The 26,230-nt window shown below is 72.1% G+C and carries 28 protein-coding genes; 13 read left to right on the forward strand and 15 right to left on the reverse strand.

Going from position 1 to position 26,230, the window contains the following annotated elements; genetic code table 11:
- Positions 1-6: 6 nt before the first annotated feature.
- Positions 7-132 (reverse strand): hypothetical protein, encoded by a 126-nt coding sequence (locus ACFY9S_RS35530; protein ID WP_391137094.1) that lies wholly within the window; start codon positions 130-132, stop codon positions 7-9.
- Between the two features lie 64 nt (positions 133-196).
- Complete coding sequence (locus ACFY9S_RS35535) at positions 197-1,114, reverse strand: LysR substrate-binding domain-containing protein (protein ID WP_391137096.1); 918 nt, start codon at positions 1,112-1,114, stop codon at positions 197-199.
- A 117-nt stretch (positions 1,115-1,231) separates the two neighbouring features.
- On the opposite strand from ACFY9S_RS35535, the gene mgrA reads away from it, so the two are divergent.
- Positions 1,232-2,224: an L-glyceraldehyde 3-phosphate reductase gene (mgrA, locus tag ACFY9S_RS35540; protein WP_391137098.1), complete on the forward strand. Its 993-nt coding sequence runs from the start codon at positions 1,232-1,234 to the stop codon at positions 2,222-2,224.
- 42 nt (positions 2,225-2,266) lie between these two features.
- Here mgrA and ACFY9S_RS35545 read toward each other — a convergent pair whose 3' ends face one another.
- Together ACFY9S_RS35545 and ACFY9S_RS35550 are read right to left on the reverse strand one after the other, a co-directional pair.
- Positions 2,267-2,554, reverse strand: a complete 288-nt coding sequence (locus ACFY9S_RS35545; protein ID WP_391137100.1) for a DUF1905 domain-containing protein — start codon at positions 2,552-2,554, stop codon at positions 2,267-2,269.
- Positions 2,555-2,631: 77 nt separating this feature from the next.
- Positions 2,632-3,015 (reverse strand): nuclear transport factor 2 family protein, encoded by a 384-nt coding sequence (locus tag ACFY9S_RS35550; RefSeq protein ID WP_391137103.1) that lies wholly within the window; start codon positions 3,013-3,015, stop codon positions 2,632-2,634.
- A 336-nt stretch (positions 3,016-3,351) separates the two neighbouring features.
- On the opposite strand from ACFY9S_RS35550, the gene ACFY9S_RS35555 reads away from it, so the two are divergent.
- From ACFY9S_RS35555 to ACFY9S_RS35570, 4 genes are read left to right on the forward strand one after another with little or no spacing between them, the layout of a single operon-like run.
- Positions 3,352-3,762 (forward strand): hypothetical protein, encoded by a 411-nt coding sequence (locus tag ACFY9S_RS35555; protein ID WP_391137106.1) that lies wholly within the window; start codon positions 3,352-3,354, stop codon positions 3,760-3,762.
- 59 nt (positions 3,763-3,821) lie between these two features.
- Positions 3,822-6,161 carry an FHA domain-containing protein gene (locus ACFY9S_RS35560; protein WP_391137109.1) on the forward strand — a complete coding sequence of 780 codons (2,340 nt, stop codon included), beginning with the start codon at positions 3,822-3,824 and terminating at the stop codon, positions 6,159-6,161.
- Positions 6,162-6,170: 9 nt separating this feature from the next.
- Positions 6,171-7,577, forward strand: coding sequence for a hypothetical protein (locus ACFY9S_RS35565; protein ID WP_391137112.1), 1,407 nt, complete (start codon positions 6,171-6,173; stop codon positions 7,575-7,577).
- Positions 7,574-8,572: a protein kinase gene (locus ACFY9S_RS35570; protein ID WP_391137115.1), complete on the forward strand. Its 999-nt coding sequence runs from the start codon at positions 7,574-7,576 to the stop codon at positions 8,570-8,572. Before ACFY9S_RS35565 ends, ACFY9S_RS35570 begins: the two co-directional genes overlap by 4 nt.
- An 8-nt stretch (positions 8,573-8,580) precedes the next feature.
- Here ACFY9S_RS35570 and ACFY9S_RS35575 read toward each other — a convergent pair whose 3' ends face one another.
- The gene (locus tag ACFY9S_RS35575) at positions 8,581-9,879 is read right to left on the reverse strand and encodes a streptophobe family protein (protein WP_391137118.1); all 1,299 of its coding nucleotides are present in this window, start codon (positions 9,877-9,879) and stop codon (positions 8,581-8,583) included.
- A gap of 176 nt (positions 9,880-10,055) precedes the next feature.
- On the opposite strand from ACFY9S_RS35575, the gene ACFY9S_RS35580 reads away from it, so the two are divergent.
- Positions 10,056-11,240: a DUF6777 domain-containing protein gene (locus tag ACFY9S_RS35580; RefSeq protein ID WP_391137121.1), complete on the forward strand. Its 1,185-nt coding sequence runs from the start codon at positions 10,056-10,058 to the stop codon at positions 11,238-11,240.
- Between the two features lie 10 nt (positions 11,241-11,250).
- On the opposite strand, the gene ACFY9S_RS35585 is transcribed toward ACFY9S_RS35580, so the two are convergent.
- Both ACFY9S_RS35585 and ACFY9S_RS35590 read right to left on the reverse strand, forming a co-directional pair.
- Positions 11,251-11,667, reverse strand: a complete 417-nt coding sequence (locus tag ACFY9S_RS35585; protein ID WP_391137124.1) for a PRC-barrel domain-containing protein — start codon at positions 11,665-11,667, stop codon at positions 11,251-11,253.
- Entirely contained in the window at positions 11,664-12,248 is a 585-nt protein-coding gene (locus ACFY9S_RS35590; protein WP_391137127.1) for a PRC-barrel domain-containing protein, read from the reverse strand. Before ACFY9S_RS35590 ends, ACFY9S_RS35585 begins: the two co-directional genes overlap by 4 nt.
- 326 nt (positions 12,249-12,574) lie before the next feature.
- On the opposite strand from ACFY9S_RS35590, the gene ACFY9S_RS35595 reads away from it, so the two are divergent.
- A complete protein-coding gene (locus tag ACFY9S_RS35595) occupies positions 12,575-13,039 on the forward strand; it encodes an ATP-binding protein (RefSeq protein ID WP_391137130.1) in 465 nt (154 codons plus the stop codon).
- Between the two features lie 102 nt (positions 13,040-13,141).
- Here the strand turns inward: ACFY9S_RS35595 and ACFY9S_RS35600 are convergent, their stop codons facing one another.
- On the reverse strand, positions 13,142-14,029 hold the full coding sequence (locus ACFY9S_RS35600) for an RNA polymerase sigma factor SigF (protein WP_102911313.1): 888 nt from the start codon (positions 14,027-14,029) through the stop codon (positions 13,142-13,144).
- 204 nt (positions 14,030-14,233) lie between these two features.
- On the opposite strand from ACFY9S_RS35600, the gene ACFY9S_RS35605 reads away from it, so the two are divergent.
- Positions 14,234-14,647, forward strand: a complete 414-nt coding sequence (locus ACFY9S_RS35605) for a helix-turn-helix domain-containing protein (protein WP_391137133.1) — start codon at positions 14,234-14,236, stop codon at positions 14,645-14,647.
- A 64-nt stretch (positions 14,648-14,711) separates the two neighbouring features.
- Here the strand turns inward: ACFY9S_RS35605 and ACFY9S_RS35610 are convergent, their stop codons facing one another.
- Positions 14,712-15,314: an ATP-dependent Clp protease proteolytic subunit gene (locus ACFY9S_RS35610; protein WP_391137136.1), complete on the reverse strand. Its 603-nt coding sequence runs from the start codon at positions 15,312-15,314 to the stop codon at positions 14,712-14,714.
- Positions 15,314-15,955 carry an ATP-dependent Clp protease proteolytic subunit gene (locus tag ACFY9S_RS35615; RefSeq protein ID WP_248509782.1) on the reverse strand — a complete coding sequence of 214 codons (642 nt, stop codon included), beginning with the start codon at positions 15,953-15,955 and terminating at the stop codon, positions 15,314-15,316. Before ACFY9S_RS35615 ends, ACFY9S_RS35610 begins: the two co-directional genes overlap by 1 nt.
- 430 nt (positions 15,956-16,385) lie before the next feature.
- Here ACFY9S_RS35615 and ACFY9S_RS35620 point away from each other — a divergent pair, with 430 nt between their 5' ends.
- Positions 16,386-16,868, forward strand: a complete 483-nt coding sequence (locus ACFY9S_RS35620; protein ID WP_391137140.1) for a VOC family protein — start codon at positions 16,386-16,388, stop codon at positions 16,866-16,868.
- A gap of 132 nt (positions 16,869-17,000) precedes the next feature.
- On the opposite strand, the gene ACFY9S_RS35625 is transcribed toward ACFY9S_RS35620, so the two are convergent.
- Entirely contained in the window at positions 17,001-17,891 is an 891-nt protein-coding gene (locus ACFY9S_RS35625) for a phosphotransferase (protein ID WP_391137143.1), read from the reverse strand.
- 16 nt (positions 17,892-17,907) lie between these two features.
- Positions 17,908-18,816: an SGNH/GDSL hydrolase family protein gene (locus tag ACFY9S_RS35630; protein WP_391137146.1), complete on the reverse strand. Its 909-nt coding sequence runs from the start codon at positions 18,814-18,816 to the stop codon at positions 17,908-17,910.
- A 196-nt stretch (positions 18,817-19,012) separates the two neighbouring features.
- Between ACFY9S_RS35630 and ACFY9S_RS35635 the strand changes: the two genes are divergently transcribed.
- Positions 19,013-19,810 (forward strand): VOC family protein, encoded by a 798-nt coding sequence (locus ACFY9S_RS35635; protein WP_391137149.1) that lies wholly within the window; start codon positions 19,013-19,015, stop codon positions 19,808-19,810.
- A gap of 39 nt (positions 19,811-19,849) precedes the next feature.
- Positions 19,850-20,563 carry an RNase H family protein gene (locus ACFY9S_RS35640; protein WP_391137151.1) on the forward strand — a complete coding sequence of 238 codons (714 nt, stop codon included), beginning with the start codon at positions 19,850-19,852 and terminating at the stop codon, positions 20,561-20,563.
- Here ACFY9S_RS35640 and ACFY9S_RS35645 read toward each other — a convergent pair whose 3' ends face one another.
- Positions 20,564-21,385 (reverse strand): tyrosinase family protein, encoded by an 822-nt coding sequence (locus ACFY9S_RS35645; protein WP_391137154.1) that lies wholly within the window; start codon positions 21,383-21,385, stop codon positions 20,564-20,566.
- Between the two features lie 32 nt (positions 21,386-21,417).
- The gene (locus ACFY9S_RS35650) at positions 21,418-21,783 is read right to left on the reverse strand and encodes a tyrosinase family oxidase copper chaperone (RefSeq protein ID WP_391137157.1); all 366 of its coding nucleotides are present in this window, start codon (positions 21,781-21,783) and stop codon (positions 21,418-21,420) included.
- Positions 21,784-22,124: 341 nt separating this feature from the next.
- Here ACFY9S_RS35650 and ACFY9S_RS35655 point away from each other — a divergent pair, with 341 nt between their 5' ends.
- Positions 22,125-23,336: an FAD-dependent monooxygenase gene (locus ACFY9S_RS35655; RefSeq protein WP_391137160.1), complete on the forward strand. Its 1,212-nt coding sequence runs from the start codon at positions 22,125-22,127 to the stop codon at positions 23,334-23,336.
- A 43-nt stretch (positions 23,337-23,379) separates the two neighbouring features.
- Here the strand turns inward: ACFY9S_RS35655 and ACFY9S_RS35660 are convergent, their stop codons facing one another.
- A complete protein-coding gene (locus ACFY9S_RS35660; protein ID WP_391137163.1) occupies positions 23,380-25,107 on the reverse strand; it encodes a cholesterol oxidase substrate-binding domain-containing protein in 1,728 nt (575 codons plus the stop codon).
- 138 nt (positions 25,108-25,245) lie between these two features.
- Here ACFY9S_RS35660 and ACFY9S_RS35665 point away from each other — a divergent pair, with 138 nt between their 5' ends.
- Positions 25,246-26,229 (forward strand): aldo/keto reductase, encoded by a 984-nt coding sequence (locus tag ACFY9S_RS35665; RefSeq protein WP_391137166.1) that lies wholly within the window; start codon positions 25,246-25,248, stop codon positions 26,227-26,229.
- Position 26,230 lies beyond the last annotated feature (1 nt).

Raw genomic sequence — 26,230 nt, forward strand, 5'->3', positions numbered from 1 at the left:
TGGGGCTCACGCGTCGGGGAGGGGAAGCTGCGCGGCGCAGCGGGCGCCGCCACGGCCGGCCGCACTGCCGTGCCGGTGCCGGAGAGCGCCCCGGCCGCCGCGCAGCACCTTCCGTCGGGTGTGAGCCGTCATCCCGCCCACTCCTGACCGCGGTGCTTCGGGACGGTCACGAGTCTGCTGCGCGGGACGGATCGGGTCAGGAGGGGTGGACACCCTCCTGGATCGATGCCAGGCCCCCTGTCTCCAGCAGGGCCATCAGCGCCCGGGCCGCCGGACTGGTCGCCTGCTCGGGCGGCAGCAGGGCCACCGTCTCGTAGACGGCGTCTCCGGCGCCCTTCACCGGCAGGGCGGCCAGCGAGGCGCGCTTGTGCCGGAAGTGGCGCGGCACGACGGCGATGCCGAGGTCCTCGTCCACGAGGTCGAGGAGGCTGTGCACGTCGTTGACCTCCAGGGCGACGCTCCGGCGCACGCCCGCCGCGGCGAACGCCGCGTCGGTGGTGCGCCGCGGCCCCCAGTCCGGATGGAAGTCGACGAAGACCTCACCGCCCAGCTCCTCCGGCGTCACCGCCGCCCCGGCCGCCGCGAGCCGGTGGCTCGGATGGCACAGCACGGTCATCGGCTCGCTCGTCAGCGGCACGGTCCGCAGCTGGTCGGTGTCCTCCTGGGCGGTGCGCACGGCGAACGCCATATCCAGGCGCCCGGCCGCGACCTCCTCCGCGAGGGCCCCCGAGCCCGCCTGCCGCAGACAGATCTCCACGTCCGGGTGGTTCCGCCGGAACGCCGCCAGCAGGCCCGCCACGTGGACCCCGGCGATGCACTGCTCGGACCCGAGCGCGAGCATCCCGCGCAGCACGCCCTGCACCGCGGCCACCGCCTCGTGGGCCGAGCGCACCTGCGCGAGGATCCGCTCCGCCTCGCCGAGCAGTGCCCGCCCGGCCGGGGTGAGCGTCACCCGGCGGGTGGTCCGTACGAACAGCGGCGTCTGCAGCTCCCGCTCCAGCGCGCGGATGGACGCCGACAGGCCCGACTGGGAGACCAGGAGGCGTTCCGCCGCGCGGGTGAAGTGCTGGTCCTCGGCGACCGCGACGAAATGTTGCAAGTGGCGCAGTTCCATGACTGAGAAGCGTAGCCGCTGAATTCCATCGGATTATTCTGTTGGACGCATGGGCGCAGGTCACGCCAGAGTGGACACCGTTTCCCTCCCGACCGTGCCAACCCCTCTGGAGTCGCGTTGTACACCGCACACCCCGACCGCTACGCGGACATGCCCTACCGGCGTACCGGACGCAGCGGCCTGAAGCTCCCCGCGCTCTCGCTCGGCCTGTGGCACAACTTCGGCCCGGACCGTTCCGTCGAGACGCAACGCGCCATCCTGCGCCGCGCCTTCGACCTCGGCGTCACCCACTTCGACCTCGCGAACAACTACGGCCCGCCGCCCGGCGCCGCCGAGTCCGCGCTGGGGGAGTTCCTGAAGACGGACTTCGCGCCCTACCGCGACGAGCTGGTGATCTCCACCAAGGCCGGCTATCTGATGTGGCCGGGCCCGTATGGCGAGTGGGGCTCCCGCAAGTACGTGCTCTCCTCGCTGGACCAGAGCCTGAAGCGGATGGGCCTGGACTACGTCGACGTCTTCTACTCGCACCGCCCCGACCCGGACACTCCGCTGGAGGAGACGATGGGGGCCCTGCACTCGGCGGTGCAGCAGGGCAAGGCGCTGTACGTCGGTGTCTCCAACTACTCCGCTGAGCAGACCCGCGAGGCCGCCCGCATCCTGGGCGAGCTGGGCACCCCGCTCCTCATCCACCAGCCGCGCTACTCGATGCTGGACCGCCGTCCCGAGGACGAGGGTCTCCTCGACGCCCTCGACGAGCTCCAGGTCGGCTCGATCGTCTTCTCCCCGCTGGAGCAGGGCGTGCTCTCCGCCCGCTACCTCGACGGCATCCCCGAGGGCTCCCGGGCCGCGAGCGACAGCCCCTTCCTGAACTCCGACGCGCTGACCGAGGACCTGGTGGGCCGGCTGCGCGACCTCAACGACATCGCGAAGGGCCGCGGCCAGACCCTGGCCCAGATGGCACTGGCCTGGGTGCTGCGCGGCGGCCGTGTCACCTCCGCGCTGGTCGGCGCGAGCAGCGCGCGGCAGATCGAGGACAGCGTCGGCGCCATCCGCTACCTGGACTTCGACGCGGACGAACTGGCCCGGATCGACGCGATCGTCAAGCCGTAGAGGCCGGCCCGCCCGGGGGGGTCCGCCCCCGGGCGCGCACGCTCAGGAACCGATCCGTTCCTCCAGGCGCACGGTCACCGTGTCACCCTCCTCCTTGCCGATGGCCTTGCGGATGCCGGCCTTCACGGGCAGCTTGTGTGTGCCGTCGCCCAGGGCCATGAACGAGCTGCGGAACGGATGTCCGTCGATCGTCCCGCGGATCTTCACCAGGCCGCGGGTGCCGAAGAACTCGACGGACCGGGGCCAGACCAGATAGGTCCAGCCGCCCTCGGCGGGGCTCTTGCGCAGGACCGCGGTGAACTCCGCGTCCAGTACTTCCGTGACGGCCATGACGTCCTCCGGTGCTCGGCGGCCTCTTCCTCACAGCAGACCGCCGGACACCGGAGAACTCATCGCGAGCGCCCGCTTCACACCCCGGCGGGCACCCGGTCCAGGAATCCGAGGACGGCCCGGATCCGGCCCTGCCCGTCGAGGGTGATCACATCCGACCCGGCGACCGGGGCCGAGCCGTCGGCCGCGCTCACCAGCTCCCAGGAGAAGCGCGCGGTGTCGTGATGCCCGTCGACGCCACCCGCGAGCCGGAACTCGAACCCCGGGAACTGCTCCCGGGCCGCCGCGATCACCGCGGCGATCCCCTCATGGCCGCTGACGTCGGCCAGGGGGTCCGTGTAGCCGCCCTCCTCGGTCCAGGCGGCGGCGACCGCCTTGGCGCGCGCCGCCGGGTCCTCGGCGTTCCAGGCCTCGAAGTAGCGGGCGACGGCGTCCTCGTAGCGGTGAGCGGTTGCGGACATGGGCGATCATCCTCCTGAAGGTCGTCCCTGCTGGTCAGGGCCCGGATTCCGGTTGCGGTGAACCCGGTACGACCACCCTGCCCGCGCCCGCCGCGAGCGTCGATTACCTCCGGAGTCATGGCCCGGCGCGGCAGTTCGCCGGATTTCGGCCAACCCGAGGGGTGAATATGCCAGGAGAGTGGCCGGAAAGTCATGGTGACAGTGATTCAGTAGTGAACATACTGACCTGCGAGAGCGCTTTCACATCCAGCGACGGCGTCCTCACGCACAGCACGCGAGCCGCAGGAGAAGCGAGGCCGGGCAAGGCGGACGGGCAGGGCGACGGGGGAGGGCCACGTGCACGACGAGTTTCTGTGCCACGTCACGGCATACGGAGTCTGCGACGGCCGCCGGATCGGAGTGCCCCTCGGTACCTATCGTGCGCCCACCCTCGCCCTAGCCCTGTGGTGGCTGCGCGACCGTGCCTCCTGGATCGCCCAGCGCCTCGACCCGCAGCCCGCCGCCGAGCACTTACCGCCGGGCGCGCTCGTGCCGGTCGCCCACACCGTGCCCGACGTGCCCGGGCTGCTGCGCGCCTGGTGCGCCGATCCGGCCCAGCAGGAGCGGGTCGCCGAGGAGTTGGCGGCCGGACGGCTGGTGCGCATCGCCACCAGCGACGACACCACCGAATACGAACTGCTCGCCGAGTCCGTCGACACCCTGCGGATGCAGCGCACGGCACCCTTCGTCGGCATCACCGTCGGCTGACCCGCCGCACGCCGCACTCGCCCAGGCGCACAACAGGGCAAATCGGTAGAATCATGACCATGGCGCAACCCTCGGTAGCACCACAACTCGTCCTGGAGACAGAGACGGGCAGCACCGTGATGATCCCGGGCCGCGACTACCACGTAGGGCGCGACCCGATGTGCGACATCGTCATCGACGACGACCGGGTCTCCTGGCACCACGCGGTGCTGAAGCCCGAGGACGGTCACTGGACCATCGAGGACGAGGACAGCACCAACGGCACCTACGCCGACGGCAGGCGCATCCACGAGTGGGACGTCGGGCCCGGGAGCGTCATCCGCTTCGGCAATCCGGCCGACGGACCGCGCATGACCCTGACGGGCCGCCCCGCCCCCGCCCGGCGCACCCCGGAACGCCCCTCCGCCGTCTCCATGCCGGCGCACACCGGCACCTACCGGCAGCCCACGACCGTGCGTCCGCTGCCCTCCCGCACCGTCCGCATCGGCCGTGCCCCCGACAACGACCTGCTCGTCGACGACCTCTCGGTCTCCCGCCGGCACGCCGAACTGCGCGCCCTGGCAGACGGCACCTACGAGATCGTCGACCTGGGCAGCCACAACGGCACGTACCTCAACGGCAGCCCCGTCACCACCGCCCCGGTCGGCCAGGGCGACATCGTCGGCATCGGCCACTCGGCGTTCTGCCTCGTCGGCGACCAGCTCCAGGAGTACGTCGACACCGGCGAGGTCTCGCTCGACGTGCAGGACCTCGCGGTCACCGTCGACCGCGGCCGCAAGACGCTCCTCGACCACGTGTCGTTCCCCGTGGGGGAGAAGTGCCTGCTCGGCGTCGTCGGCCCGAGCGGCGCCGGCAAGTCCACGCTGCTCAACGCCCTCACCGGCCAGCGGCCCGCCGACCACGGCACCGTCCTCTACGACGGCCGCGACCTCTACCGCGACTACGCCGAGCTGCGCCAGCGCATCGGCCTGGTCCCGCAGGACGACATCCTGCACGCCCAGCTGACCGTCCGCAAAGCCCTCTCCTATGCCGCCGAACTGCGCTTCCCGCAGGACACCGCCAAGGCCGAGCGGCGCGCCAGGGTCGACGAGGTCATCCGCGAACTGGGCTTGGAGCAGCGCGCCGACCAGCCCGTGCACAGCCTGTCCGGCGGCCAGCGCAAGCGCGTCAGCGTGGCCCTGGAGCTGCTGACGAAGCCGTCGCTGCTGTTCCTCGACGAGCCGACCTCGGGCCTCGACCCCGGCATGGACCGCTCGGTGATGCACATGCTGCGCGGCCTCGCCGACGACGGCCGGACCGTCATCGTCGTCACCCACAGCGTGCTCAGTCTGGACGTCTGCGACCGGCTCCTCGTGCTCGCGCCCGGCGGGAAGATCGCCTACTACGGGCCGCCCGAGGAGGCGCTGGCCTTCTTCGGCTTCGAGGAGTGGCCGGAGGCCTTCGAGGCCTTCGACCGGGACACGAACCGGGACTGGGCGGGGGAGTACCTCGCCTCGCCGTTCCACGGCCGGTACGTGGCCGACGCCTCCGCGCAGCCCCCGCAGCCACGGTCCGAGCCCGTCGTCATCACCGCCCCGCCCCGGCCGCGCAGCCGCGGAGCCCAGCTCGGCACGCTGGTGCGCCGGTACACGTCCGCGCTGCTGGCCGACCGCACCTTCCTGATCATCATGATCGCCCTGCCGTTCGTGATGGGCGCGATGGCCCGCGCCCTGGCGGGAGGCAAGCTGACGCTGGACACGGCGATGAACGCGCTGCTCATCCTGTGCGTCGGAGCGGTGCTGACCGGAGCGGCCAACGCCGTGCGCGAACTCGTCAAGGAACGCGTGATCTACCAGCGTGAACGGGCGGTGGGCCTGTCCAGATCGGCGTATCTGATGTCCAAGGTCGTCGTCCTGGGCGTCATCACCGTCCTCCAGGCGGTGGTGCTGACCCTGGTCGCCCTGCTCGGCGTCGACCTCAACGCACCCGGCGGCGAAGGCGTGCTGATGCCGCCCCTGGTGGAGATCACGGTCGCGGTGGCCCTGCTGGCGTTCACCGCGATGATGCTCGGCCTGCTCATCTCCGCGCTGGTGCGCAAGGAAGAGGTGACGATGCCGCTGCTCGTGCTCATCGCCATCGTCCAGGTCGTCTTCTGCGGGGCTCTGCTCAAGCTGACCGACACCCCCGGGCTGGAGCAGCTGGGCTGGCTGGTGCCGGCGCGCTGGGCGCTGGCCGCGATGGCCGGGACCGTCGGGCTGGCCCGGATCGTTCCCGACGATCTGACGAAGGACCCCCTCTTCGAGCACTCCGCCGGCACGTGGCTGCTGGACGTCGGGATGCTGGTCGTGCTGTCGGTGCTCTTCGGTTTCCTGGTGTCCCGGCTGCTGCGCCGCCACGAACCGGCCGTGATGCGGAAGTAGGCAGCGCCTGTGACGACTCCTGGATTCCGGCCCACGCACGTGGTCCCGCAGAACGGGATGCCAGCCTGGGAGGCCCCCGACCCGTCCCGGCCCACCGTGGACCTGGACCCGCTGCTGCCGGTGCAGCTGCTGGAGCGGCAGGGCGACTGGGGGCACGTGCTGTGCTTCAACGGCTGGGCGGCCTGGGTGGACGGACGCCGCCTGGTCGCCGTACCGCAGGACCCGCCCGCGGCGGACGGGCCGCTCACCCGCGCCGCCGATCCGCGTCCGCTGCTGGGCCGGGCGCAGGAGGCCCTGGCGCGCTACCGCTCCGCGGTGGAGGACCTCGCGGGCGGCCTCGACCGGGAGTCGTTCCGCGCCCGCACCCATGGCATGCGGATCGGCGTCGTCGTCGACGGCGAGTCCGTGTGGCTCTACGACTCCGCCCACGGGCACTGGGTGTACGCCGACGGCATCCGGACGACCACCTACGCGACGGACGAGACGCCCGCAGCCGGAGCCGCGTCCCGCCCGGCCGAAACGCCCGTGCGTCCCCCCACGCGGGCGGAGCCGCCCGAGGGCCCCGTCGGAGCCCCCCGCCGGCCCGACGCGCCTCAAACCGAGCGGAGCGCCCCCGCACGACCGACGCGGGCGACGCCGCCCGAGCCGCAAGGGGGAGCGGGGCCTGAGGCATCCGAGCCGGCGAACTCCGCGTCTGCGGAGGCACCCGCGCTGAAGGGGGCTGCCGCCCCTGCGGAGGCACCCGCCCTGACGGGTGCTGCCCCTGCTGTGGCGCCTGAACCGACCCGGGTGGTCGCACCGGTGGCCCCGGCACCCGCGCCGAGCTCGCTGCCTCCGGAGCCACCCGAGCCGACCCGGGTGGTGCCTGCTGAGGCTCCTGAGCCGACGCGGGTGGTGTCGCCTGAGGCTCCGGAGTCCGCCGGGGCGGTGCCTTCGGGGGCTCCGGAGCCGACGCGGGTGGTGCCTGCTGAGGCTCCTGAGCCGACGCGGGTGGTGTCGCCTGAGGCACTCGAGCCCACGGGGGCAGTGCCTCCGGCGGCTCCCCAACCCACACGAGTGGTGCCCGCCGACGCTCCTGAGCCGACGAGGGTGGTGTCTGCCGACGTTCCTGAAGCCACGAGGGTGGTGTCTGCCGACGGTCCTGAGCCGGGGAAGGTGGTGCCCGCCGACGTTCCTGAAGCCACGAGGGTGGTGCCGACCGACGGTCCTGAGCCCAGGGAGGTCGCGCCCCCCGACGCTCCTGAGCCGACGAGGGTCGTGTCTGCCGATGCCCTCGAACCCACCCGCATCGTGTCCCGCGAGGACCGGGGCGGGGAGGGGGAAAGCGAGGTGGATCTGCCTGCCGGCGCGCAGCCCACGCGGGTCGTGGGGCATGAGCCCACCCGGGTCCTCCCGCCCGAGGGTGACGGGCGTTGAACCGCGAGACGAGCCTGTTCTCGGGGCGGCCCTCCGAGCTGATCGGGCAGCAGATCGCCGGGTACCGGATCGAGCAGGAGATCGGGCGCGGTGGCATGGCCGTCGTCTACCGGGCCCGCGACCTGCGTCTGGAACGTACCGTCGCCCTGAAGCTGCTCGCCCCGGAACTCGCCCGGAACGACACCTTCCGCCGCCGGTTCACCCACGAGTCCCGGGCCGCCGCGGCGATCGACCACCCGCACATCGTGCCGGTGTTCGAGGCCGGTGAGACGGACGGCGTGCTGTATATCGCCATGCGGTACGTCGCCGGCAGCGACCTGCGGCATGTCCTCGACCGCGACGGCCCGATGCCGCCCGCCACCGCCGTGCGCGTCGCCGCCCAGCTCGCCTCCGCGCTCGACGCGGCCCACGACCACGGGCTGGTCCACCGGGACGTCAAGCCCGGCAACATCCTGGTCTCCCGCGGCACCGACAGCGACCACCCCGAGCACGTCTACCTCACCGACTTCGGCCTGACGAAGAAGTCGCTGTCGCTGACCGGCTTCACCACCGTCGGCCAGTTCGTCGGCACGCTCGACTACGTCTCCCCCGAGCAGATCTCCGGCAAGCCGGTCGACGCCCGCTGCGACGTGTACGGATTCGCCTGTGTCGTCTTCGAGACCCTGGCCGGCCATCCGCCCTTCCTCCGCGACGACGACATGGCCCTGCTCTGGGCCCACCAGTACGACGAACCGCCGCCGCTGACCGAGGACCGGCCCGACCTCGACCCCCGGGTCGACCCCGTCTTCGCCCAGGCCCTCGCCAAGAGCCCCGACGACCGGTACCCGTCCTGCCTCGCCTTCGTCGCCGCCCTGCGCGCCGCGACGACCGGCGGCGGGCAGGGGGGTGCCACGAGGCAGCCCACGCGAGTGGACCGGCAACTGCCGGGCGCGGGGGAGGAGCGGCCCAAGCCACCGCCGCGCTGGGCCGAACCGGTCTTCGTGGAGCGGACGTAGAACGGGCGTCAGTTCCCGTCGTCCGAACGCACCTCGCCGCGCCGCCGTACGTGCCGGGCCAGCAGCGCACCGGCGAACCCGGTCACCAGCCCCCACGGGACGGCCAGGCCGACGGCACCCCACAGCCTGGGTCTCAGGAACAGCTCGCCCCCGAGGCCGCCGCCCAGGTCCCCGATGCCGAGCACGGACAGGCCGTAGTGCGCGGAGATGCGCCCGACGAGGCAGATCATGAACACCGTGAGCACGAGGGCCACCGCCATGTGCACGGCGTGCTGCCAGGCCCGCACCCGGGCCGGCGACCGGGCCGCCATCACGAACGCGGCCGCCAGCAGCAGCACGATGTCGACGACCAGCAGCCACCACACCCGGCCGTCGTGCTCGGCCAGCGTGCGCAGGTTCAGTTCGGAGATGTCCGGGGTGCGCAGGACCTCGTCGAGCACCTGCGGCATGGGCAGCCCGAACGGCCCCTCCACCCGGCCGTTCCAGGTGGCGCCGAGTCCGATCGTCAGCGCCGGCCACACCAGGTTGGGGATGCCGAGCAGGATCACCGCGAACGTCTCCCGCGCGTGCCCCTTGGTCGCCGCGACGATCAGGGCGATGACCACGCCGATGACGACGAAGGTCAGCAGCAGCGCGACCATCGCGTACGCGGCCGGCCGCACCGACGCCTGGAAGCGCAGCAGCCTCGCGGGCAACGGGGCCCCACGCGACACCAGCAGGGCCAGCACCAGCACACCGGCCAGCCACACCACGCCGACGAACACGGACAGCGGAACGTCCGTGGTGAAGCCGACCTGCGGTGACCCGCCGAACAGGTCGCCGAGTTCACCCAGTGTGTCGTCCCCGAGGGAGATGTCGAAGGTGTGGCGGGCGGCGAGCGTGAGACCGATCAGCGCGAGCAGCCACAGGACCGCCACCCGGCCGGCCCAGCCGGCCAGCTCCTTGGCACCGGCCACGGCACGGTGCCGCAGCGGCCGCAGGAACCCCCAGGCGATCACCAGCGCCCCCGTCAGCGTGACGGACAACGGAATGACCGTCAGGCCGGCCTGCGTGTCCGCGAGATCGCCCGCGCTTGCGGCGAGCTTCACCGTGCCGCCGACGGCGGTGACCATGGTGGCCGCGACGACGGGGGCGAAGGAGCCGTCCGGAAGGTCCGCGGCCCCGGCCGCCCACAGACCCAGGCCGGCCACCACCGCCATGGCGAGCAGCCCGCCGAGCACCGTGACGAGGGCATGCGCCCAGCCATGGCGGGCGGCGGCCCGTTCGCCGGAGGTGCGGGCCTGGCCGGAGGGGGTGCGCGAACTCACGCCGCCACGCTAAGCAGCCCGCGCGCCGACCGCCCGCCGGAGAGGTCCGTCCGCGTCGGCTTGCGGGGCGTACGGGACCGGGGCACACAATGAACATGTAGTGGAACAAGCGGCATGTACCGGGATCAATCACCCTGGGCGAAGGCCGCAGAGAACCCACGCGGGGAGAAGAACTCGTGAGCGTCGATCCGCCGTCGTCCGGCCGCCCCACAGGACCTCCCTCCGGCCCGCTGTCGGGCCCCTCCCAGCCCCCGCCCGGCGGCGGCCCGCCCTCGGAGCCGCCCAGCGGAGGTGGCGGGGACCCGGAGCCCCGCCGGCCCTGGTGGGGCTCCGTGCCCCGTGTCGCGATCATCGCCACCGCCGTGGTGGCCGCCGTCATCCTGGCCGTGGTGCTCTCCCGGCCCGACAACGGCGGCACCGGCGCGTCCGACGGCGGCACCAGCACGGCCAGCGGCGAGGTCTTCCTCCAGCCCGCCGCGGACACGGGCCCCGACGCGTTCACCGAGTCGACGGCCGAGGAGAAGAGCTCCGCCTCGCCGGTCGCGCCCTCGGGGGCGACCGAGTCGGCGCCGCAGAACGCCGTCCGGGGCGTGAAGGGCGACGCGCCCGGTCTGTACGGCGGCACCCGCAACGTCGCCAGCTGTGACGTGGAGAAGCAGATCAAGTACTTCGGGGAGGCCCCGGACAAGCAGCGCGCGTTCGCCTCGGTCGCGCGGATCGAGTCGTCCGAGGTCCCGGCCTACCTGCGCTCGCTCACCCCCGTGCAGCTCCGCATGGACACCCGCGTCACCAACCACGGGTACAAGGACGGCGCGCCCACCAGCTACCAGGCCGTCCTCCAGGCCCGCACGGCCGTCCTGGTCGACGACCGCGGCGTGCCACGAGTGCGCTGCGCGTGCGGCAACCCGCTGTCCCCGCCGGTAGCCCAGCAGAGCGCGCCCAGGACGACCGGCGAGGAGTGGCCGGGCTACAAGCCGTCGAACGTCGTCATGGTGACGCCCGCTCCGAAGCCGGTCGACGCCTTCGTGATGTGCGAGCCCGACGGCGAGTGGTTCGAGCGCCGGCCGGGCGACACGGGCAAGAAGGACCACAAGACCCAAAAGCCCGAGAAGCCCTCCCCGTCGGCGAGCGTCACCACGCCCACGGCACCGCCCGACACGACGTCGTCGCAGCCGCCCACCGGCGAACCGCCGACCTCGGACACGGACACGACCGGGCCGACGACGGACGAGCCACCGTCGTCCGACACCCAGCAGCCCCCGCCCGAGGGTGACACCGGCACCGGCACCGGCAGCGACACCGGCACCGGCACGGGAAGCGACACCGGCGGCGGCACGACGGAACAGGCCCCGTCCTCCTGACCCGGCCGGTTCAGGCGGCGCGGACCACCAGGGCATAGTCCCCGAGTCCGAGCAGCCGGTCGGCCGGCAGGTCACCGTGGGCGGTGACGACCGCCTCGACCCGGCCCGTCTCCGGTTCGAACGCGACATCCTGGACGGTGCCGAGCGTGTCGCCCGTCTCGGTGAGGATCCGCAGACCCGGCAGCTCGTGGTGCGGCGGCACCTCGGCCGGTCCGGCGGTCGTGCGGACCAGCACCGCGTCCGGACCGACGGCGTGCAGCGCACCCCAGGCCAGCACGGTCTCCTTGCGGGAGTGCCGGCCGCGCACCCGGACGTGGGTGACCACGCCGGACACGGCGTCGACCGTCAGCGACTTCAGGGCACCCACCTCCTCCGCCTCGTCCAGCGTCAGCACCGGCAGGCCCTGCGCTTCGGAGAACAGCATCATGTCGCCGTCCCCTCACGCCCGGCCCGGAAGGCCCCGACCCGGGCGGCGAAGGCCGTCAGGTCGTCGGCGACGTAGCGGGTGGCGTCCGCCGGGATGACCAGCGCCCGGCCGGAGACGGCGAGCGTCTCGCCGCGCGGCACGTACACCCGGTGCCGACGGCGTCTGGATCTCTGTACCAGCGCCTTGCCCGCGGCGATCCGGAACCCCACGACCCGGCCGCTGGTCCCGCCCTCGACGATCACGTCGAGTACGGTGCCGACCTCGGCACCCTCGTCGGTCAGCACCTTCGCGTGCAGCACCCGGCCCTGCTGGGCCTCCCGGCGGGCCACCACCGCGGACGTGTCCTGCAGCGCCAGGGCATCGCGGATCATGACCGCGTGCGGACCCAGCGCGTGCACCGCCGGCCAGGGCAGACTCTGCTTCAGCGGACCCGACAGCAGGCCCAGGCCACTGAGCGTGAAGCCGGTGATCCGACCGGCGGCGGCGTCGAAGACGGTGTCCTTGACCTGGGCGACGGCCTCCCCGCCGAGGGTGACCACCGGCAGGGTCGTCAGGCTCCGCGCAGCCAGCAGCTCGTTCATCGCGGGCCTTTTCCACGGGACCGCCGCCGGACCGCGATGACGGTCCCCGACCGGCGGCCCGCCTGCACGGCGATTGTCACCACCGCGACGGCGGCGAGCGCCGCGATCACCATGACCAGCCATGTCCACCAGGCCACCGCGCACCTCCGGCGATCCGGGCCCGGCCGCCCCCGGCCGGCCCTGATTCCTTCCGGGTGCCCCGCGGACGGGAGACAATGCCTGGGCACCGAACGGGCGAGCATCTGTCAGGACTGCAAAGCCCGGCTCGGGGTACGAGCACTGGTGCAGAGAGCGTCCGGCCAGTCCGGCCTTCCAGAGAGAAAAGAATGATCGACCACCTGGACGGGGCAGTGATACCGACTGGTTTCGACGTGCCCGTGGAACCGCTGAGGCGGGCGGCACACTACACCGGTGAGCAGGGATGCATCGCCGAGGCGCGGTCCTTCGCCGCGCTCTTCCTCGACCAGCTCAGGACCGAGTGGTGCGCGCGGATCGACGAGCGGGTCGACGGCGCCGTACTGCTGGTGGTGAGCGAGCTGGTCACCAACGCGGACCGGCACAGCAACGGGCCGTACATCCTGGAGCTCGTCGGCACCGACAGCGCGGTGACGGTGTCGGTCTACGACAGCAGCTCCGCGCTGCCCCGCATCTTCCCGCGCAACCCCGAGCGCATCGGCCGGCACGGCCTGGAGATCGTCCACGCGCTCGCGGAGCAGGTCAGCGTGGAGCGGGTGCCGGTCGGCAAGCGGGTGCGTGCGGTGCTGCCGCTCTCCGAGGCGACCGCGGGGTGAAGCGCCCGGGCCGGACGCGTCACCCGGACGGAATCCGGACGCGGTCGCGGGTGCCGCCCCACTCCCGCATGGGGGACGGCACCCGTTGGTCGTCCGACGGTGTCAGGCGCAGCCCAGCTCGCCCAGCATGCCCTCGCGCAGCCGCGTGATGATCCGCTTGATGAGGCGGGAGACGTGCATCTGCGAGCAGCCGAGCCGCTCACCGATCTCCGCCTGGGTGGCCTCCTCCACGAACCGCATGTGGATGATCTGCCGGTCGCGCTCGCTCAGCTCCGCCATCAGAGGGGCGAGCGAGTGGAAGTCCTCGACGAGCCGCAGCCCGTCCTCCTCCACGCCGATGAAGTCGGCGAGGACCGCCTCGCCGCCCTCCGGACCGTCACCGGTGAGGGCGGCGTCCAACGACGACGAGTTGTACCCGTTCGCCGCGATCTGCCCCTCCACGACCTGCTGCTCGGTGATGTTCATCAGCGTGGCAAGCTCGGCGACCGTCGGCTCGCGGTCCAGTCGGCTGGCGAGCTCCTCACGGGCCTTGGCCAGCTCCACACGCAGCTCCTGGAGCCGCCGCGGTACGTGCACCGCCCAGGTCGTGTCACGGAAGAAGCGCTTGATCTCGCCGACGATGTACGGCAGCGCGAAGGACGTGAACTCGACCTCGCGCGAGAGCTCGAACCGGTCGATGGCCTTGATCAGGCCGATCATGCCGGTCTGGACGATGTCCTCCATGTCGTCACCGCGGCCCCTGAACCGGCCGGCCGCGAAGCGCACGAGCGACATGTTCATCTCGATCAGGGTGTTGCGCGCGTACTGGTAGTCGTGCGTGCCCTCTTCGAGTTCCGTCAGGCGCTGGAAGAACTGGCGGGACAGCTGCCTCGCGTCCCGCGGGGCCACGGACCGCGGGTCAACGACGCCCAGCGGTGCTCCGTCACCCGCGCCGGCCTCGGCGTTCTCTTCGACGACCTGTGCCTTTGACCGGATCACGGCGCTCTCCATTGCCTCTCCCACGAACGTCACGGCGGACATCTGCATAGGTACTCCCGAGTTGCGGGTACCCGGGCCGACGCGCAGCATGCCCTTCGATTTTCCCATGGGCGAAATCGGGCGGAATGTTCCTCTCCGCCGGTGTGGGGGCGTGATTCCACCCAGGGCGGAACGCCGGGCCCTTCCCAGGGCGGCCGGGATTCCTAGGCTGGAGCGGTGAGCAACCACCTGCCGAACGAAGCCCGTGTCATCCCTCTGCGCCCGCACGGTGCGCGTCCCGCCGGAGCGCCGCCGCGCCGGACGCCGCCGGCTCCCGCCGCGAAGGAGCCGCTGCTGCGGGACCTGGTGGGGGACGTGCTGCGCCGGGAACGCCTGGCCCAGGAGCGCACCTTGAAGGACGTCGCCGAGGAGGCGCGCATCTCCATGCCCTACCTCTCGGAGGTGGAGCGCGGCCGCAAGGAGGCCTCCTCGGAGGTCCTCGCGGCCGCGGCCCACGCCCTCGGACTGAACCTCGGCGATCTGCTGACCAGGGCCCAGGGCGAACTGGCCCGCGCCACCTCGCGCCACGCGGGCGCGGGCCGCCGAGGGGCGTCCGCCTCGTCGCACGACGGAATGTGCCTGGCCGCCTGAGCCGTACCGGCCGGCGCCTCAGACCCTCGCGAGGCGCCCGCCTGTGCCGTACCGGGTCGGCGCCTCAGACCCTCGCGAGGCGCCGGCTGAGCACCTCGTCGGCCAGCCCGTAGCCCACCGCCTCCTGCGCGGTGAACACCTTGTCGCGGTCCATGTCGGCCCGCAGGGCCGCCACGTCGTGGTGGGTGTGACGTGCCAGCACCTCCTCCACCTGGGAGCGGATCCGCACCATCTCCTTGGCCTGGAGCGCCAGGTCGGACACCATGCCGCGCTGCCCGCCGGCGGCCGGCTGGCCGAGCAGCACCCGGGAGTGCTCCAGCACGAACCGCCGCCCCGGATCCCCGCCCGCCAGCAGCACGGCCGCCGTGGAGGCCGCCTGCCCGACGCAGAAGGTGGAGATCGGCGCCTGCACGAACGTCATGGTGTCGTAGATGGCCATGAGTGAAGTGAAGGAGCCGCCCGGGGAGTTGAGGTAGATCGCGATCTCGCTCTCCGGGGAGGACGACTCCAGGTGGAGGAGCTGGGCGATGACGACGTTGGCGACGCCGTCGTCGATCTCGGTGCCGAGGAAGATGATCCGCTCGGACAGCAGCCGGCTGAAGACGTCGTAGGAACGCTCGCCCTGCGGGGTGCGCTCGACGACGTTCGGAATCGTGTACGAACCCATCACTGCAGCCCCATCCTGCGCCGGGTGGCCGCCGGGCGGACGTCCGCGAGGGACTCCACGACCCGGTCCACCATGCCGTACTCGCGGGCTTCCTCGGCCGTGAACCAGCGGTCCCGGTCGCCGTCCCGGGAGATGGTCTCCTGGCTCTGGCCGGTGTGTTCGGCGGTGATCCGCTCGATGGTCCGCTTGGTGAACTCCAGGTTCTCCGCCTGGATCTCGATGTCGGCAGTGGTGCCGCCGATGCCCGCCGACGGCTGGTGCATCATGATCCGTGCGTTCGGCAGGGCGTAGCGCTTTCCCGGCGCGCCGACGCTCAGCAGGAACTGGCCCATACTGGCCGCGAAGCCCATGGCCAGCGTGGAGACGTCGTTCGGGATGAGCCGCATCGTGTCGTAGATGGCGAGGCCCGCGTGCACCGCCCCGCCCGGGCTGTTGATGTACAGGCTGATGTCCGTGTGGGCGTCCTCCGCGGACAGGATGAGCAGCTGGGAGCAGACCCGGTTCGCGGAGACCTCGTCGACCTGGGTGCCCAGCAGCACGATGCGCTGCGCGAGCAGTTGGGCGGCCAGATGGTCGTCGAAGCGGGTCGGAGGGGTGTCGCCCTCCTCCGCCCGCGGGGCGAGCGTCGTGAGTGGAGTCATCGGTTCTCCTCGTCGTGGCGGCAAGCGCCGTGGACGTGTCGGGGATGTGCCGTCGACTCCACTCTTGGCCCCGGACGATGCCCGCGAACGGTTTCTCTGCCCTCGGCAGATCCGCTACCGGCAGAGTCCTCGGGCTCAGCCCGTCTCCCCCCAACTGGCCGAAGAACGCCCGCACATCACCGACCGGCAGGTCCGGCTCCTCGACCGCCGCGAAGTGCCCGCCGCGGTCGAACTCCGTCCGGCGGGTCGCTCTGCCGTACGTCGAAACCGAAGGGACGGATGCCCGCTGCCGGCGGGCGAAGGCGCCATGAGCGGATGCTGGTTCCGAACGGTGTAGTGGCCACCTGAATTCGCCGGCCGTCGGCCGATGAGTTCCGGGGCGAGTCCCGGTCGACAGTGGTGACAGCGTTCGAAGCGTGCAGGAGGACTCATGACCACCGACGGATTCACCACGTGCCTCTGGTTCGACGGCCAGGCCGAGGAGGCCGCCCACCACTACGTCTCGATCTTCAAGAACTCCAGCATCGGCAAGATCGCGCGCTACCCCGAGGGAGCGCCCCAGCCCGCCGGCAGCGTGATGACGGTGGAGTTCACGGCCAACGGGCACCGGTTCCTCGGGCTCAACGGCGGCCCTCAGTTCAGGTTCACCGAGGCCACTTCCTTCATGATCTTCTGCGAGAACCAGGAGGAGATCGACTACTACTGGAACAGGCTCACCGAGAACGGCGGCGAGCCGGGCCCCTGCGGCTGGCTCAAGGACAGGTTCGGCGTGTCCTGGCAGGTCGCCCCGGACCGGCTCTCCGACATGATCAGCGACCCGGATCCGGCGAAGGCGTCCCGGGTGACCCAGGCGTTCATGGCGATGGGCAAGTTCGACATCGCCACGCTGGAGAAGGCGTACGCGGGCGAGTGACCCGTGCGGCCAGGGGCGGGGCCGCCCTGCGGGGAAGCCGCCGTGTACGAAATCGCTCCGCGGAGGGGGCAGCCGACCGGTGGGGAAGCCGACCCGCGGGGGAAGCCGACCCGCGGGGAAGCCGCCGCGCCCCTACGCCGCCTCGGTCAGGATTTCCTCGATCACGTACCGGGAGTTCTCCGCGACCGGCGGGTTCGTCTCCCAGTAGTACGGCAGCGCGATGACCGCGATCGACAGGGCCCAGCCCCGCCCCCGTACCCACTCGGCCTCGCCGGCCCCCACGGCCTCGCGGAAGACGCCGCGGGCCGCGGCCGGCAGCAGGCACCAGGCGCCGATGAGATCGACGGAGGGATCCCCGACCCCGACCGTGCCGAAGTCGATCACGGCGCTCAGCCGCCCGCCCGTGACCAGGACGTTCCCGGCCATCAGGTCACCGTGGGCCCAGAGCGGCGGACCGGTGTGCTCCGGAGCGCTCAGGGTCTCCTCCCACACTCGGGTCACCGCGGCGCTGTCGACCCGCCCTGCGAGCCGCCCGAGTGCCTCACGCAGGAAGGGATCACGGGTCGCCAGCGGCACACCCCGGTACCCCGGGGGGCCCTCCGACGCGTCGATGCGGCGCAGGGCCGTGACGTACGCCGCCAGGTCCCCGGCGAGCAGGGCGGGCTCCTCGATCCTGCCGGGCACCGGGTTGCGGCCGCCGAGCCAGCCGTAGACCGACCAGGGCCACGGGAACCCGTCACCGGGTTCCCCCCGGCCGAGGGGCTCGGGCGAGGCGGCGGGCAGTCCCGGGCCCAGCAGGGGCAGCCAGCGCAGCTCGTGCGCGATGGCCTCCACTGCCCGGGGGTGCCGGGGGAGGCGTACGACCTTGTCCGCACCGAGGCGGAACATGGCGTTCTCCGTCCCGGAGGACTCCAGCCGCCGCAGCGGCAGCCCGGCCCACTGCGGGAACTGCCCCGCGATCAGCCGGCCGACGAGTGACAGGTCGATGTCCAGCTCGTCCTCATGCATCCGCACCGCGCACATGGCGCCATTCGAGCGGTCAACGCGCCGCCTGTCGAATGGTTTTGGTGACCTCCCGGGCGATGCGCAGGATGCCGGGCGACCGGACCGGGCAGGGTTTCGGCCGGGTGGTGGTCGGGGCCAGGCAGAAGTGCAGATAGTCGTCGTCGCGGTGCAGTGCCGTGCGATCGCGGCCGGGCTGTGTGCACAGGCCGGGGCGGGCACGTTCGTGGGCCGTGCACGGCAGGTACTGCGTCCAGGTGTAGCGGCCCGCGGCCGGGCTCACCGCCTTCCCGGCGTCCGCCACGAGGTCGCCCGAGGCGGCGGCCCGCTTCTCGTAGAGCGCGTTGACGCGCCGGACCCGGTCGGGGGTGATCGGGTCCGGGCCCTGGGACACCCAGACGATCCGCGGGCGGCTGCCGCCCCCGGCCGCGGTGATCTGCTCGGTGAGCCGGCGGGCGTCGGCGTCGTAGCGGCGGAAGTACCGGGCCGGGGACTTGTCGTGGGTGATGCCGTCCATGCACGGCGTGTAGCCCCAGGAGTTCCCCCAGAACTGCAGGACCACGAAGTCGGGCCGCAGCCTGCGCACCAGCGCGGCGGCCTTGTCGGCGGGCGGCACCAGGGACCGTTCGGCCGTGCCCTCCAGGTAGTCGCACAGGGTGGTGCCGGAGTACGGGGCGCCGGTGTACCGCGCCTTCAGGTCCCGGCGTAACTCCTGGCCCAGGACCTTCTGGCTCTCCATCGCCAGGGAGTCGCCGAGGTACAGCACCCTGGGGGCCTTCCTCGGCTCCGGGCCGGGAGAACCGGGAGAGGCAGGGGCCCGCTGATGGGTGGTGGCCGAGGCACGGGGCGCGGCCGGGGCCGGCTCCTCGGGTCCGGACGCGGGATCCCCGCACCCGCCGAGGAGCACCCCGGCCAGTAGTGCCCCCACGATCCACGGCTTGCGCATACGGCAACTCCCGCCCCGGCCACCGAAACGGCACTCAGGCAAGCACAGCCGGGCGCCGGGGGGAAGACATCCGCCGGACGCGATCGTCCGTGCCGTGCCGTGCCGGACGGCCCGGCCCACTCGACGCGCGGGCCGGCCGCCGGATGACTAGCGTGAGGAAGCGGACGATTCCATCCATTCGGAGAGGGCCGTGGCCATGGCCGTGCAACCTGAAGGAACCCCCTGCTGGGCCGACGCGATGTTCGGCGACCTCGAAGGGGCCAAGAGCTTCTACGGTGACGTCCTCGGCTGGACCTTCGCCGAGGCGTCGGCGGAGTTCGGCAACTACACGGAGGCCTACGCGAACGGCAAGGCGGTCGCCGCCGTCGTCCCGCCCATGCCCGGCCAGGAGGGCCTGTCGCAGTGGTGCCTGTACTTCGCGGCGGACGACGCCGCCGCCACCGCCGGCCGCATCCGTGACAACGGCGGCGAGGTGCTGATGGAGCCGATGCAGGTCGCCGACTTCGGCACCATGTGCCTGGCCCGTGACCCCGGCGGCGTCGTCTTCGGCGTCTGGCAGGCGGGTACCCATGAGGGCTTCCAGGCGATGGCCGAACCCGGTGCCTACACCTGGGCGGAGGTCTTCACCCGCGAGCCCGGCAAGTCCGACGCGTTCTTCCCCGCGGTCTTCGCCTACCGGCAGCGGGACATGGAGGACGGCGAGACGGACTTCCGGATCTACGACCTCGGCGAACGCACCGTGCTGGGCCGGATGAAGATGGGCGACGACTTCCCGCCCGAGGTGCAGCCGTACATCAACGTGTACTTCACCGTGGAGGACTGCGACGAGACCGTGGCGAAGGCGACCGAGCTCGGCGGCGTGCTGCGGTTCGGCCCGATGACCACCCCGTTCGGCCGCTTCGCGGCGATCAGTGACCCGCAGGGCGCGAACTTCTCGGTGATCGACATCACGAAGACCGAGGGAGAGATGCCGAAGCTGACCGACGTGGACTAGGGGCGGACCTCCCGGCCGGACGGCCACCGAGGTCATGGCATGATCGAGCGCATGCGTGAACGTGTTGTGGCCGCCTGTGACGGGGCTTCGAAGGGAAATCCCGGGCCGGCGGGCTGGGCCTGGGTCGTCGCCGACGCTTCCGAGGCGCCGGAGCGGTGGGAGGCGGGGCCGCTCGGCAAGGCGACCAACAACGTCGCCGAACTCACCGCGCTGGAGCGCCTGCTGGCGGCGACCGACCCGGACGTGCCGCTCGAGATCCGGATGGACTCGCAGTACGCGATGAAGGCCGTCACCACCTGGCTGCCCGGCTGGAAGCGCAACGGCTGGAAGACCTCCTCCGGCAAGCCGGTCGCCAACCAGGATCTCGTCGTGCGCATCGACGAACTCCTGGACGGCCGCTCGGTCGAGTTCCGCTACGTCCCCGCCCACCAGGTCGACGGCGACCGGCTCAACGACTTCGCCGACCGCGCCGCCAGCCAGGCCGCCACCGTCCAGGAGCCCGCGGGCAGCGGCCTCGGTTCTCCCGAGCCGCCGCCCGCCTCCGACACCCCGGCCAAGGCCCCCCGCTCCCGCCCGCGTGGCGGCGCGGCCCGCACCGCCACGGCCGCGGGCGGGAAGGGCTCCGCGCGCACCATCAAGGCGAAGTTCCCCGGCCGCTGCCAGTGCGGACGCTCGTACGCGGCCGGCGAGCCCATCGCCAAGAACGACGGCGGCTGGGGCCACCCGGAGTGCCGCGAGGGCGCGAGCGTCTGATCAGACGTCGAACGTGTAGTGCGGCGTGTGGTCCAGCAGATCCGCCGGGCTCATGTCGTGCCACGGCCGCATCGTCTCGTTGAGGTCGATCACGTTCGGCGTGCCGGAGACCGGCAGATAGCCGGAGCCGGGGTGCCGGCGCTGCCACTCGGCCCACAGCTTGTCTATGTACGCGTGATGCAGCCAGAACACCGGGTCGTTGGGGGAGACCCCGGTCGCCATCTGCCCGCCGACCCAGACATGGACGCGGTTGTGCAGGTTCACGCCCCGCCACCCTTCGAGGTGGTTGCGGAAGCCGTCCGAGCCGCTGTTCCAGGGCGCCATGTCGTACGTGGACATCGACAGCACCGACTCGACCTCTGCCCGCGTGGGCAGCTCGCGCGTACCGGAACCGAGGGAGCGCCGCAGGAACGTACGGCTGTCCACCCGCACGTTGACCGGCCAGTTCCCGCCGGACGCGGAGAAGGGCCCGTCCGTCACGCGGCCGTCCCGCTCGCGCCCGGTTCCCCCGAGGAAGTCGGGCGCCCACAGCGAGGCGCGCGGCGTACGGTCGACGGTCCAGTCCCAGTAGGGCAGTGACACCGAGGCGTCCACCGACTGCAACGCCCGCTCGAACTCCAGGAGGAATCTTCGGTGCCAGGGCAGGAAGGACGGTGAACGGTGCCCGGTCCGCTCGCCGTTGTCGGTGTCGGAGACGATGAACTCGTTGTGCGTCGTGACGAACTCGTCGTAGCGGCCGCTGCGCTTCAGCTCCAGCAGCGCGGTGACGAAACGCCGCTTCTCGTCGGCGGTCAGGGTGGACTGGTTCTTGCGGACAGCCATGTGCGGTTGCTCCAGATGCCTTGCGGGGCGGGTCAGTTGGCGGGGAAGGGCAGCAGCGGCGCGCCCTGCAGCTCGTCCACCGCGGCGCGGGCGGCGGCCCGCGGGGTGGCCACCGGGTCGTAGTGGCTGACGACGCTGATCCAGCTGCCGTCGGCGTTGCGCATCACGTGCAGCTCCACGCCGTCGACGAACACCGCGTATCCCGCGCCGTGGTGGTGGTGACCGGACCCGGTGGCCGGCCGGCCCTGTATCCGGCGGCCCTTGTAGACCTCGTCGAAGGTCCCGGGGGAGCCGTGGTGCCCGGCGGCCGAGGCCGGGGTGACTGCGGACAAGGTCCCCGCGCTCGTGGCGAGGACGGCCGCGGCGGTGAGCGCACTGCGACGGCTGAGTTCCGGCATGCGGACCTCCAGAGGTGGGTTCGGCTGATGTCCCCGCATGCCTACCGGCCCGCCCGCTACCGGGAGAAATCCACGCGAGCCGGTTGGCTCCGATCCAGGCAATTCCCCTTATGTCGTGCAAGGTTGAACGAAGATGATCTTGCTGCGAGGCGCCTGTGCGCGAGTGTGGAAGGGGAAGTTCCACCCGTGCGGGGCGCTGTGGCGGATGTTTCTGCCGGTGCGGCCCGCTGCCCGTGGTGCGGGTCACGCCGGGAAACTGGCGCGATTCGGCGGTCCGGTCGGCGGCACTCACAAGCTGCTACTCTGCGTCGGCAATCGACAGCTCTCGGTCATTCTCAGGGGTGTGCGTGAAGGTCGCCTGTGTCGGCGGCGGGCCCGCCGGTCTGTATCTCTCGATCCTGCTCAAGCGGCAGGACCCCTCCCACGACGTCACCGTCTATGAACGCGATCCGGAGGGTTCGACCTACGGCTGGGGCGTGACGTACTGGCGTGGACTGCTCGACCGGCTCCACGAGCAGGACCCCGAGTCGGCGGCCCTCCTCGACGCCGGCTCCGTCCGGTGGAGCGACGGCGTCGCCCACGTCCGGGACCTGACGACCCGGCACAGCGGCGACCAGGGGCACGGCATCGGCCGCCACCGGCTGCTGGAGATCCTCGCCGCCCGGGCCCGCGAGCTCGGCGTACGCCTGGAGTACGAGCGCGCGATCACCGCCGGCGACCTGCCCTCCGGTGCCGACCTGATCGTGGCGGCCGACGGCGTTCGCAGCGCCCTGCGCACCCGCCACTCCGCGCACTTCGGAACGCGGCTCACCCCCGGGCGCAATCAGTACGTGTGGCTCGGCACCACGAAGGCCTTCGACGCCTTCACCTTCGCCTTCACGGAGACCTCCCACGGCTGGATCTGGTGCTACGGCTACGGCTACGGCCCCGACCGCAGCACCTGCGTCGTCGAGTGCGCACCCGAGACCCGGGCCGGGCTCGGACTCGACCGGGTGAGCGAGGCCGACGGCCGGGCCCTGATGGAGCGGCTCTTCGCCCGGGTCCTCGAAGGCCAGACCCTGCTGGGCCGCCCCGGCGGCACCCCCTGGCAGACGTTCCGCACCCTCACGAACGCCACCTGGTCCCACGGCAACCTCGTCCTGCTCGGCGACGCCGCCCACACCACGCACTACTCCATCGGTGCCGGCACCACCTTGGCCCTGGAGGACGCCATCGCCCTGGCCGCCGCGCTGCGCGAACACCCGGAGCTCCCGCGCGCCCTCGCCCGCTACGAGCGGAAACGCAAGGCGGCCCTGCTGCCCGTGCAGAGCGCGGCCCGCTACAGCGCCCAGTGGTACGAGAACCTGCCGCGCTACATGCACCTGCCCCCGGAGCGCATGTTCGCCCTGCTCGGCCAGCGCCACTCGCCCCTGCTGCCCCATGTCCCGCCCCAGCTGTACTACCGCCTCGACCGGGCGGCCGGACAGCTGGAGCCGCTGCGCCGGTTCAAGCGCTGGCTGGGGCCGAAGGTCGCACGGACCGTGCACGCGCGGGCGTTGGCCTCCCGGGACTAGCCGCCGGAACCATGGGTGTCGTCGACGCTCGTGATCGATACGACTAGGGGCCGAACAGCCGGTCCAGGAAGGCGTTGCCGTACACACGGTGCGGATCGAGCCGGTCCAGCGCGGCGTTCGCGTCCGCCCACGCGGCCGGGCCGACCGCCGCCGGGACGGCCCCGCCCAGCACCTCCTGGTCGCTCCACACGTCGTCGTCCGTGTACGCCCACCCCTTGGACCACTCCACCCGGGTGAGCGCGGACCCGCCGTCGAAGGCGCGCAGCAGGAACCGCTCGATCTCGCGCAGGAACGCCTCCGCGTCCGGCGTGCCCGGCAGTGTCAGGACGTCCAGCCACACGGCCGCGTCCCACTCGGGGTGGTCCTCGGGCGGCCGGAGCGCCGACAGCAGCGGCGGACGGGCCCCGGCCACGCCGGTGTCGGCCGGGTCGTCCAGGCCGGTCACCCGGATCTCCACCGAGCCGTTGACCGGGAAACTGCCCCGGGCGGCGTACGCCGTCAGCCGCTCCCGGTAGAACGCGGCGAACTCGGAGACGACCCGCTGCACCCGGTCCCGTGCGGTGAGGACCGCGTAGCCGTTGGCGTGCACCTGCAGCGTGGTCGGCTTCAGATACAGCAGCGTGTTCTTGGAGGGCCCCCAGAGGTCGGCGGACAGCGTCGTCACCAGCCCGAGGGCGGCGGCCTCGTACTGCGCGGTGCCGAGCACCGGCGCGAGGTACCAGGCCGCCTCCGACGTCATCCGGCCGACCAGCTCCGCCACCGGCGTGGGGACGTTGTCGGAGAACGGATAGTTGTACGGCCGTGTCACCTTCCGCGAGGTCAGCGGCCGTGTCGGGGAGACGCTCCACACCTTGAGCCAGGGATGCTCGGTGAAGGCGAACCAGATCGCCTCGACCCGCCCCGCCTCGTCCAGGAAACTCGCGAACGTCCGCCCGCCGCCCGAGCCGGGTGCGGCGAACAGCTCCCCGGCCGGGATGTCCGTGCGGCTCACACACCGCAGGTTCGTGTTCGCGCCGACGCGCAGCACCACCTCGGTGACCAGCGACCGTCCGAGATGCGTCAGCAGCGCGGCGCCGTCCGTCCCGCCGCGCCGGAACGTGCGCAGCACGTACGCGCCGGCCCCGTCGTCCCACACCACGGCCGTGAGGGACAGGATGAGATTGCTGAGCGAGCCGTACGTGTGCCCGGGCCGCCGCTGCTCACCCCGCGCGGGGACGGCCGTGCCGTGGCCGTCGACGGCCAGGACTCCGCCCAGGGTGAGTACGCCGGGAGCGGGCGCCGCGGTGACGCCGAGGCCGTGCTCCTCCAGGAAGGCGAGCAGATCCTCCATGGTCACGCCGGTCCCGGCGCGCACTGCGGTCGGGGAGTCCAGGGCGAGACCCGTGAGGTGGACCGTGGTGTCGACCAGGAGGACCGGGGCCCCGGGCGGCGTCCCCTCCGTCACCGTCAGCGGTGACCAGCCGTGTGCGGCGCCCCGTGCGCGCACCCGCCACCCGTGCCGCCACGCCCAGTTGACGACGGCGACCACCTGGCCGGGGCCCTCCGGAGCACAGGCCCACAGACCGTCGGCGGTGATTTCACCGACCCAGTTGCGGTAGGCCGAGCGGTACAGCGCGACGTCCGCCGGGAAGTCCGGCAACTCCGCGGCGGCAGCAGCAGGATCCGCCGGCAGACCGGGCAGCGCGGCCAGGGCGGCGGCGCTGAGAAGGAAGCCCCGACGGGTCCAAGGCGAGGCGTCGGACGGGTGGTTGTTCGCTGAACCGGTAGTCACCGGCGTCACACTAGAGGCCCGCTTACACGTGACGTGTTCCTGCCGCATTGCCTCACTCGTGTGAGTGAACGGTGTGAGCTCGACGAGCCGGAGCAGCACGTTCCGCGCGGTGTCGTGACGGATGAAAGACTGACGCTCATGGACGAGCGCACATTCGACAGGTCGGGGCAGCACGCCTCCGTCATCGGTCTGGGCACCTGGCAGCTGGGTGCCGACTGGGGAGACGTCGACGACAAGGAAGCCCTCGCGGTACTGGAGACGGCGGCCGAGGCAGGGGTGACCTTCTTCGACACCGCCGACGTGTACGGCGACGGACGCAGCGAGCAGACCATCGCCGCGTTCCTCAGCGGCCGCCCGGACCTGCACGTCATGGTCGCCACGAAGATGGGCCGCCGAGTCGACCAGATCCCCGCCAACTACGTGCTGGACAACTTCCGCGCCTGGAACGACCGTTCCCGGCGCAACCTCGGCGTCGACCGGATCGACCTGGTGCAGCTGCACTGCCCGCCGACGCCCGTCTACTCCACGGACGAGGTGTTCGACGCCCTCGACACCCTGGTCGAGGAGGAGCGCGTCGCCGCGTACGGCGTCAGCGTCGAGACCTGTGAGGAGGCACTGACCGCGATCGCCCGGCCGAACGTGGCGAGCGTGCAGATCATCCTCAACCCGTTCCGCATGAAGCCCCTGCGCCAGGTGCTCCCGGCCGCCCGCGAGGCAGGCGTCGGCATCATCGCCCGTGTCCCGCTGGCCTCCGGCCTGCTGTCGGGCAAGTACACCCGGGACACCGTCTTCCCGGAGAACGACCACCGCACCTACAACCGGCACGGCGAGGCCTTCGACCAGGGGGAGACCTTCTCCGGCGTCGACTACGCCACCGGTGTGGAGGCGGCGGCCGAGTTCGCGGCGCTCGCCCCCGAGGGATACACACCGGCCCAGCTGGCCCTGCGCTGGATCGTCGAGCAGCCCGGCGTGACGACCGTGATCCCCGGTGCGCGTTCACCCGAGCAGGCCCGGGCCAACGCGGCCGCCGCCCGCCTCCCGGGACTGCCCGGCGAGACGCTCACGGCGATCCGCGACCTGTACGACCGGCGGATCAGGGACCAGGTCGAATCCCGCTGGTGAG

The sequence above is a fragment of the Streptomyces sp. NPDC012474 genome, assembly GCF_042955185.1.
Lineage (GTDB): Bacteria > Actinomycetota > Actinomycetes > Streptomycetales > Streptomycetaceae > Streptomyces > Streptomyces cahuitamycinicus.

What these genes read in the sequence shown, in the direction of transcription:
- ACFY9S_RS35530 (WP_391137094.1), bottom strand. Translation starts at nt 132, where the DNA reads ATGACGGCTCACACCCGACGGAAGGTGCTGCGCGGCGGCCGGGGCGCT.
- ACFY9S_RS35535 (WP_391137096.1), bottom strand. Translation starts at nt 1,114, where the DNA reads ATGGAACTGCGCCACTTGCAACATTTCGTCGCGGTCGCCGAGGACCAG.
- ACFY9S_RS35545 (WP_391137100.1), bottom strand. Translation starts at nt 2,554, where the DNA reads ATGGCCGTCACGGAAGTACTGGACGCGGAGTTCACCGCGGTCCTGCGC.
- ACFY9S_RS35550 (WP_391137103.1), bottom strand. Translation starts at nt 3,015, where the DNA reads ATGTCCGCAACCGCTCACCGCTACGAGGACGCCGTCGCCCGCTACTTC.
- ACFY9S_RS35560 (WP_391137109.1), top strand. Translation starts at nt 3,822, where the DNA reads ATGGCGCAACCCTCGGTAGCACCACAACTCGTCCTGGAGACAGAGACG.
- ACFY9S_RS35585 (WP_391137124.1), bottom strand. Translation starts at nt 11,667, where the DNA reads ATGATGCTGTTCTCCGAAGCGCAGGGCCTGCCGGTGCTGACGCTGGAC.
- ACFY9S_RS35590 (WP_391137127.1), bottom strand. Translation starts at nt 12,248, where the DNA reads ATGAACGAGCTGCTGGCTGCGCGGAGCCTGACGACCCTGCCGGTGGTC.
- ACFY9S_RS35595 (WP_391137130.1), top strand. Translation starts at nt 12,575, where the DNA reads ATGATCGACCACCTGGACGGGGCAGTGATACCGACTGGTTTCGACGTG.
- ACFY9S_RS35600 (WP_102911313.1), bottom strand. Translation starts at nt 14,029, where the DNA reads ATGGAGAGCGCCGTGATCCGGTCAAAGGCACAGGTCGTCGAAGAGAAC.
- ACFY9S_RS35610 (WP_391137136.1), bottom strand. Translation starts at nt 15,314, where the DNA reads ATGGGTTCGTACACGATTCCGAACGTCGTCGAGCGCACCCCGCAGGGC.
- ACFY9S_RS35615 (WP_248509782.1), bottom strand. Translation starts at nt 15,955, where the DNA reads ATGACTCCACTCACGACGCTCGCCCCGCGGGCGGAGGAGGGCGACACC.
- ACFY9S_RS35620 (WP_391137140.1), top strand. Translation starts at nt 16,386, where the DNA reads ATGACCACCGACGGATTCACCACGTGCCTCTGGTTCGACGGCCAGGCC.
- ACFY9S_RS35625 (WP_391137143.1), bottom strand. Translation starts at nt 17,891, where the DNA reads ATGTGCGCGGTGCGGATGCATGAGGACGAGCTGGACATCGACCTGTCA.
- ACFY9S_RS35630 (WP_391137146.1), bottom strand. Translation starts at nt 18,816, where the DNA reads ATGCGCAAGCCGTGGATCGTGGGGGCACTACTGGCCGGGGTGCTCCTC.
- ACFY9S_RS35635 (WP_391137149.1), top strand. Translation starts at nt 19,013, where the DNA reads ATGGCCGTGCAACCTGAAGGAACCCCCTGCTGGGCCGACGCGATGTTC.
- ACFY9S_RS35640 (WP_391137151.1), top strand. Translation starts at nt 19,850, where the DNA reads ATGATCGAGCGCATGCGTGAACGTGTTGTGGCCGCCTGTGACGGGGCT.
- ACFY9S_RS35645 (WP_391137154.1), bottom strand. Translation starts at nt 21,385, where the DNA reads ATGGCTGTCCGCAAGAACCAGTCCACCCTGACCGCCGACGAGAAGCGG.
- ACFY9S_RS35650 (WP_391137157.1), bottom strand. Translation starts at nt 21,783, where the DNA reads ATGCCGGAACTCAGCCGTCGCAGTGCGCTCACCGCCGCGGCCGTCCTC.
- ACFY9S_RS35665 (WP_391137166.1), top strand. Translation starts at nt 25,246, where the DNA reads ATGGACGAGCGCACATTCGACAGGTCGGGGCAGCACGCCTCCGTCATC.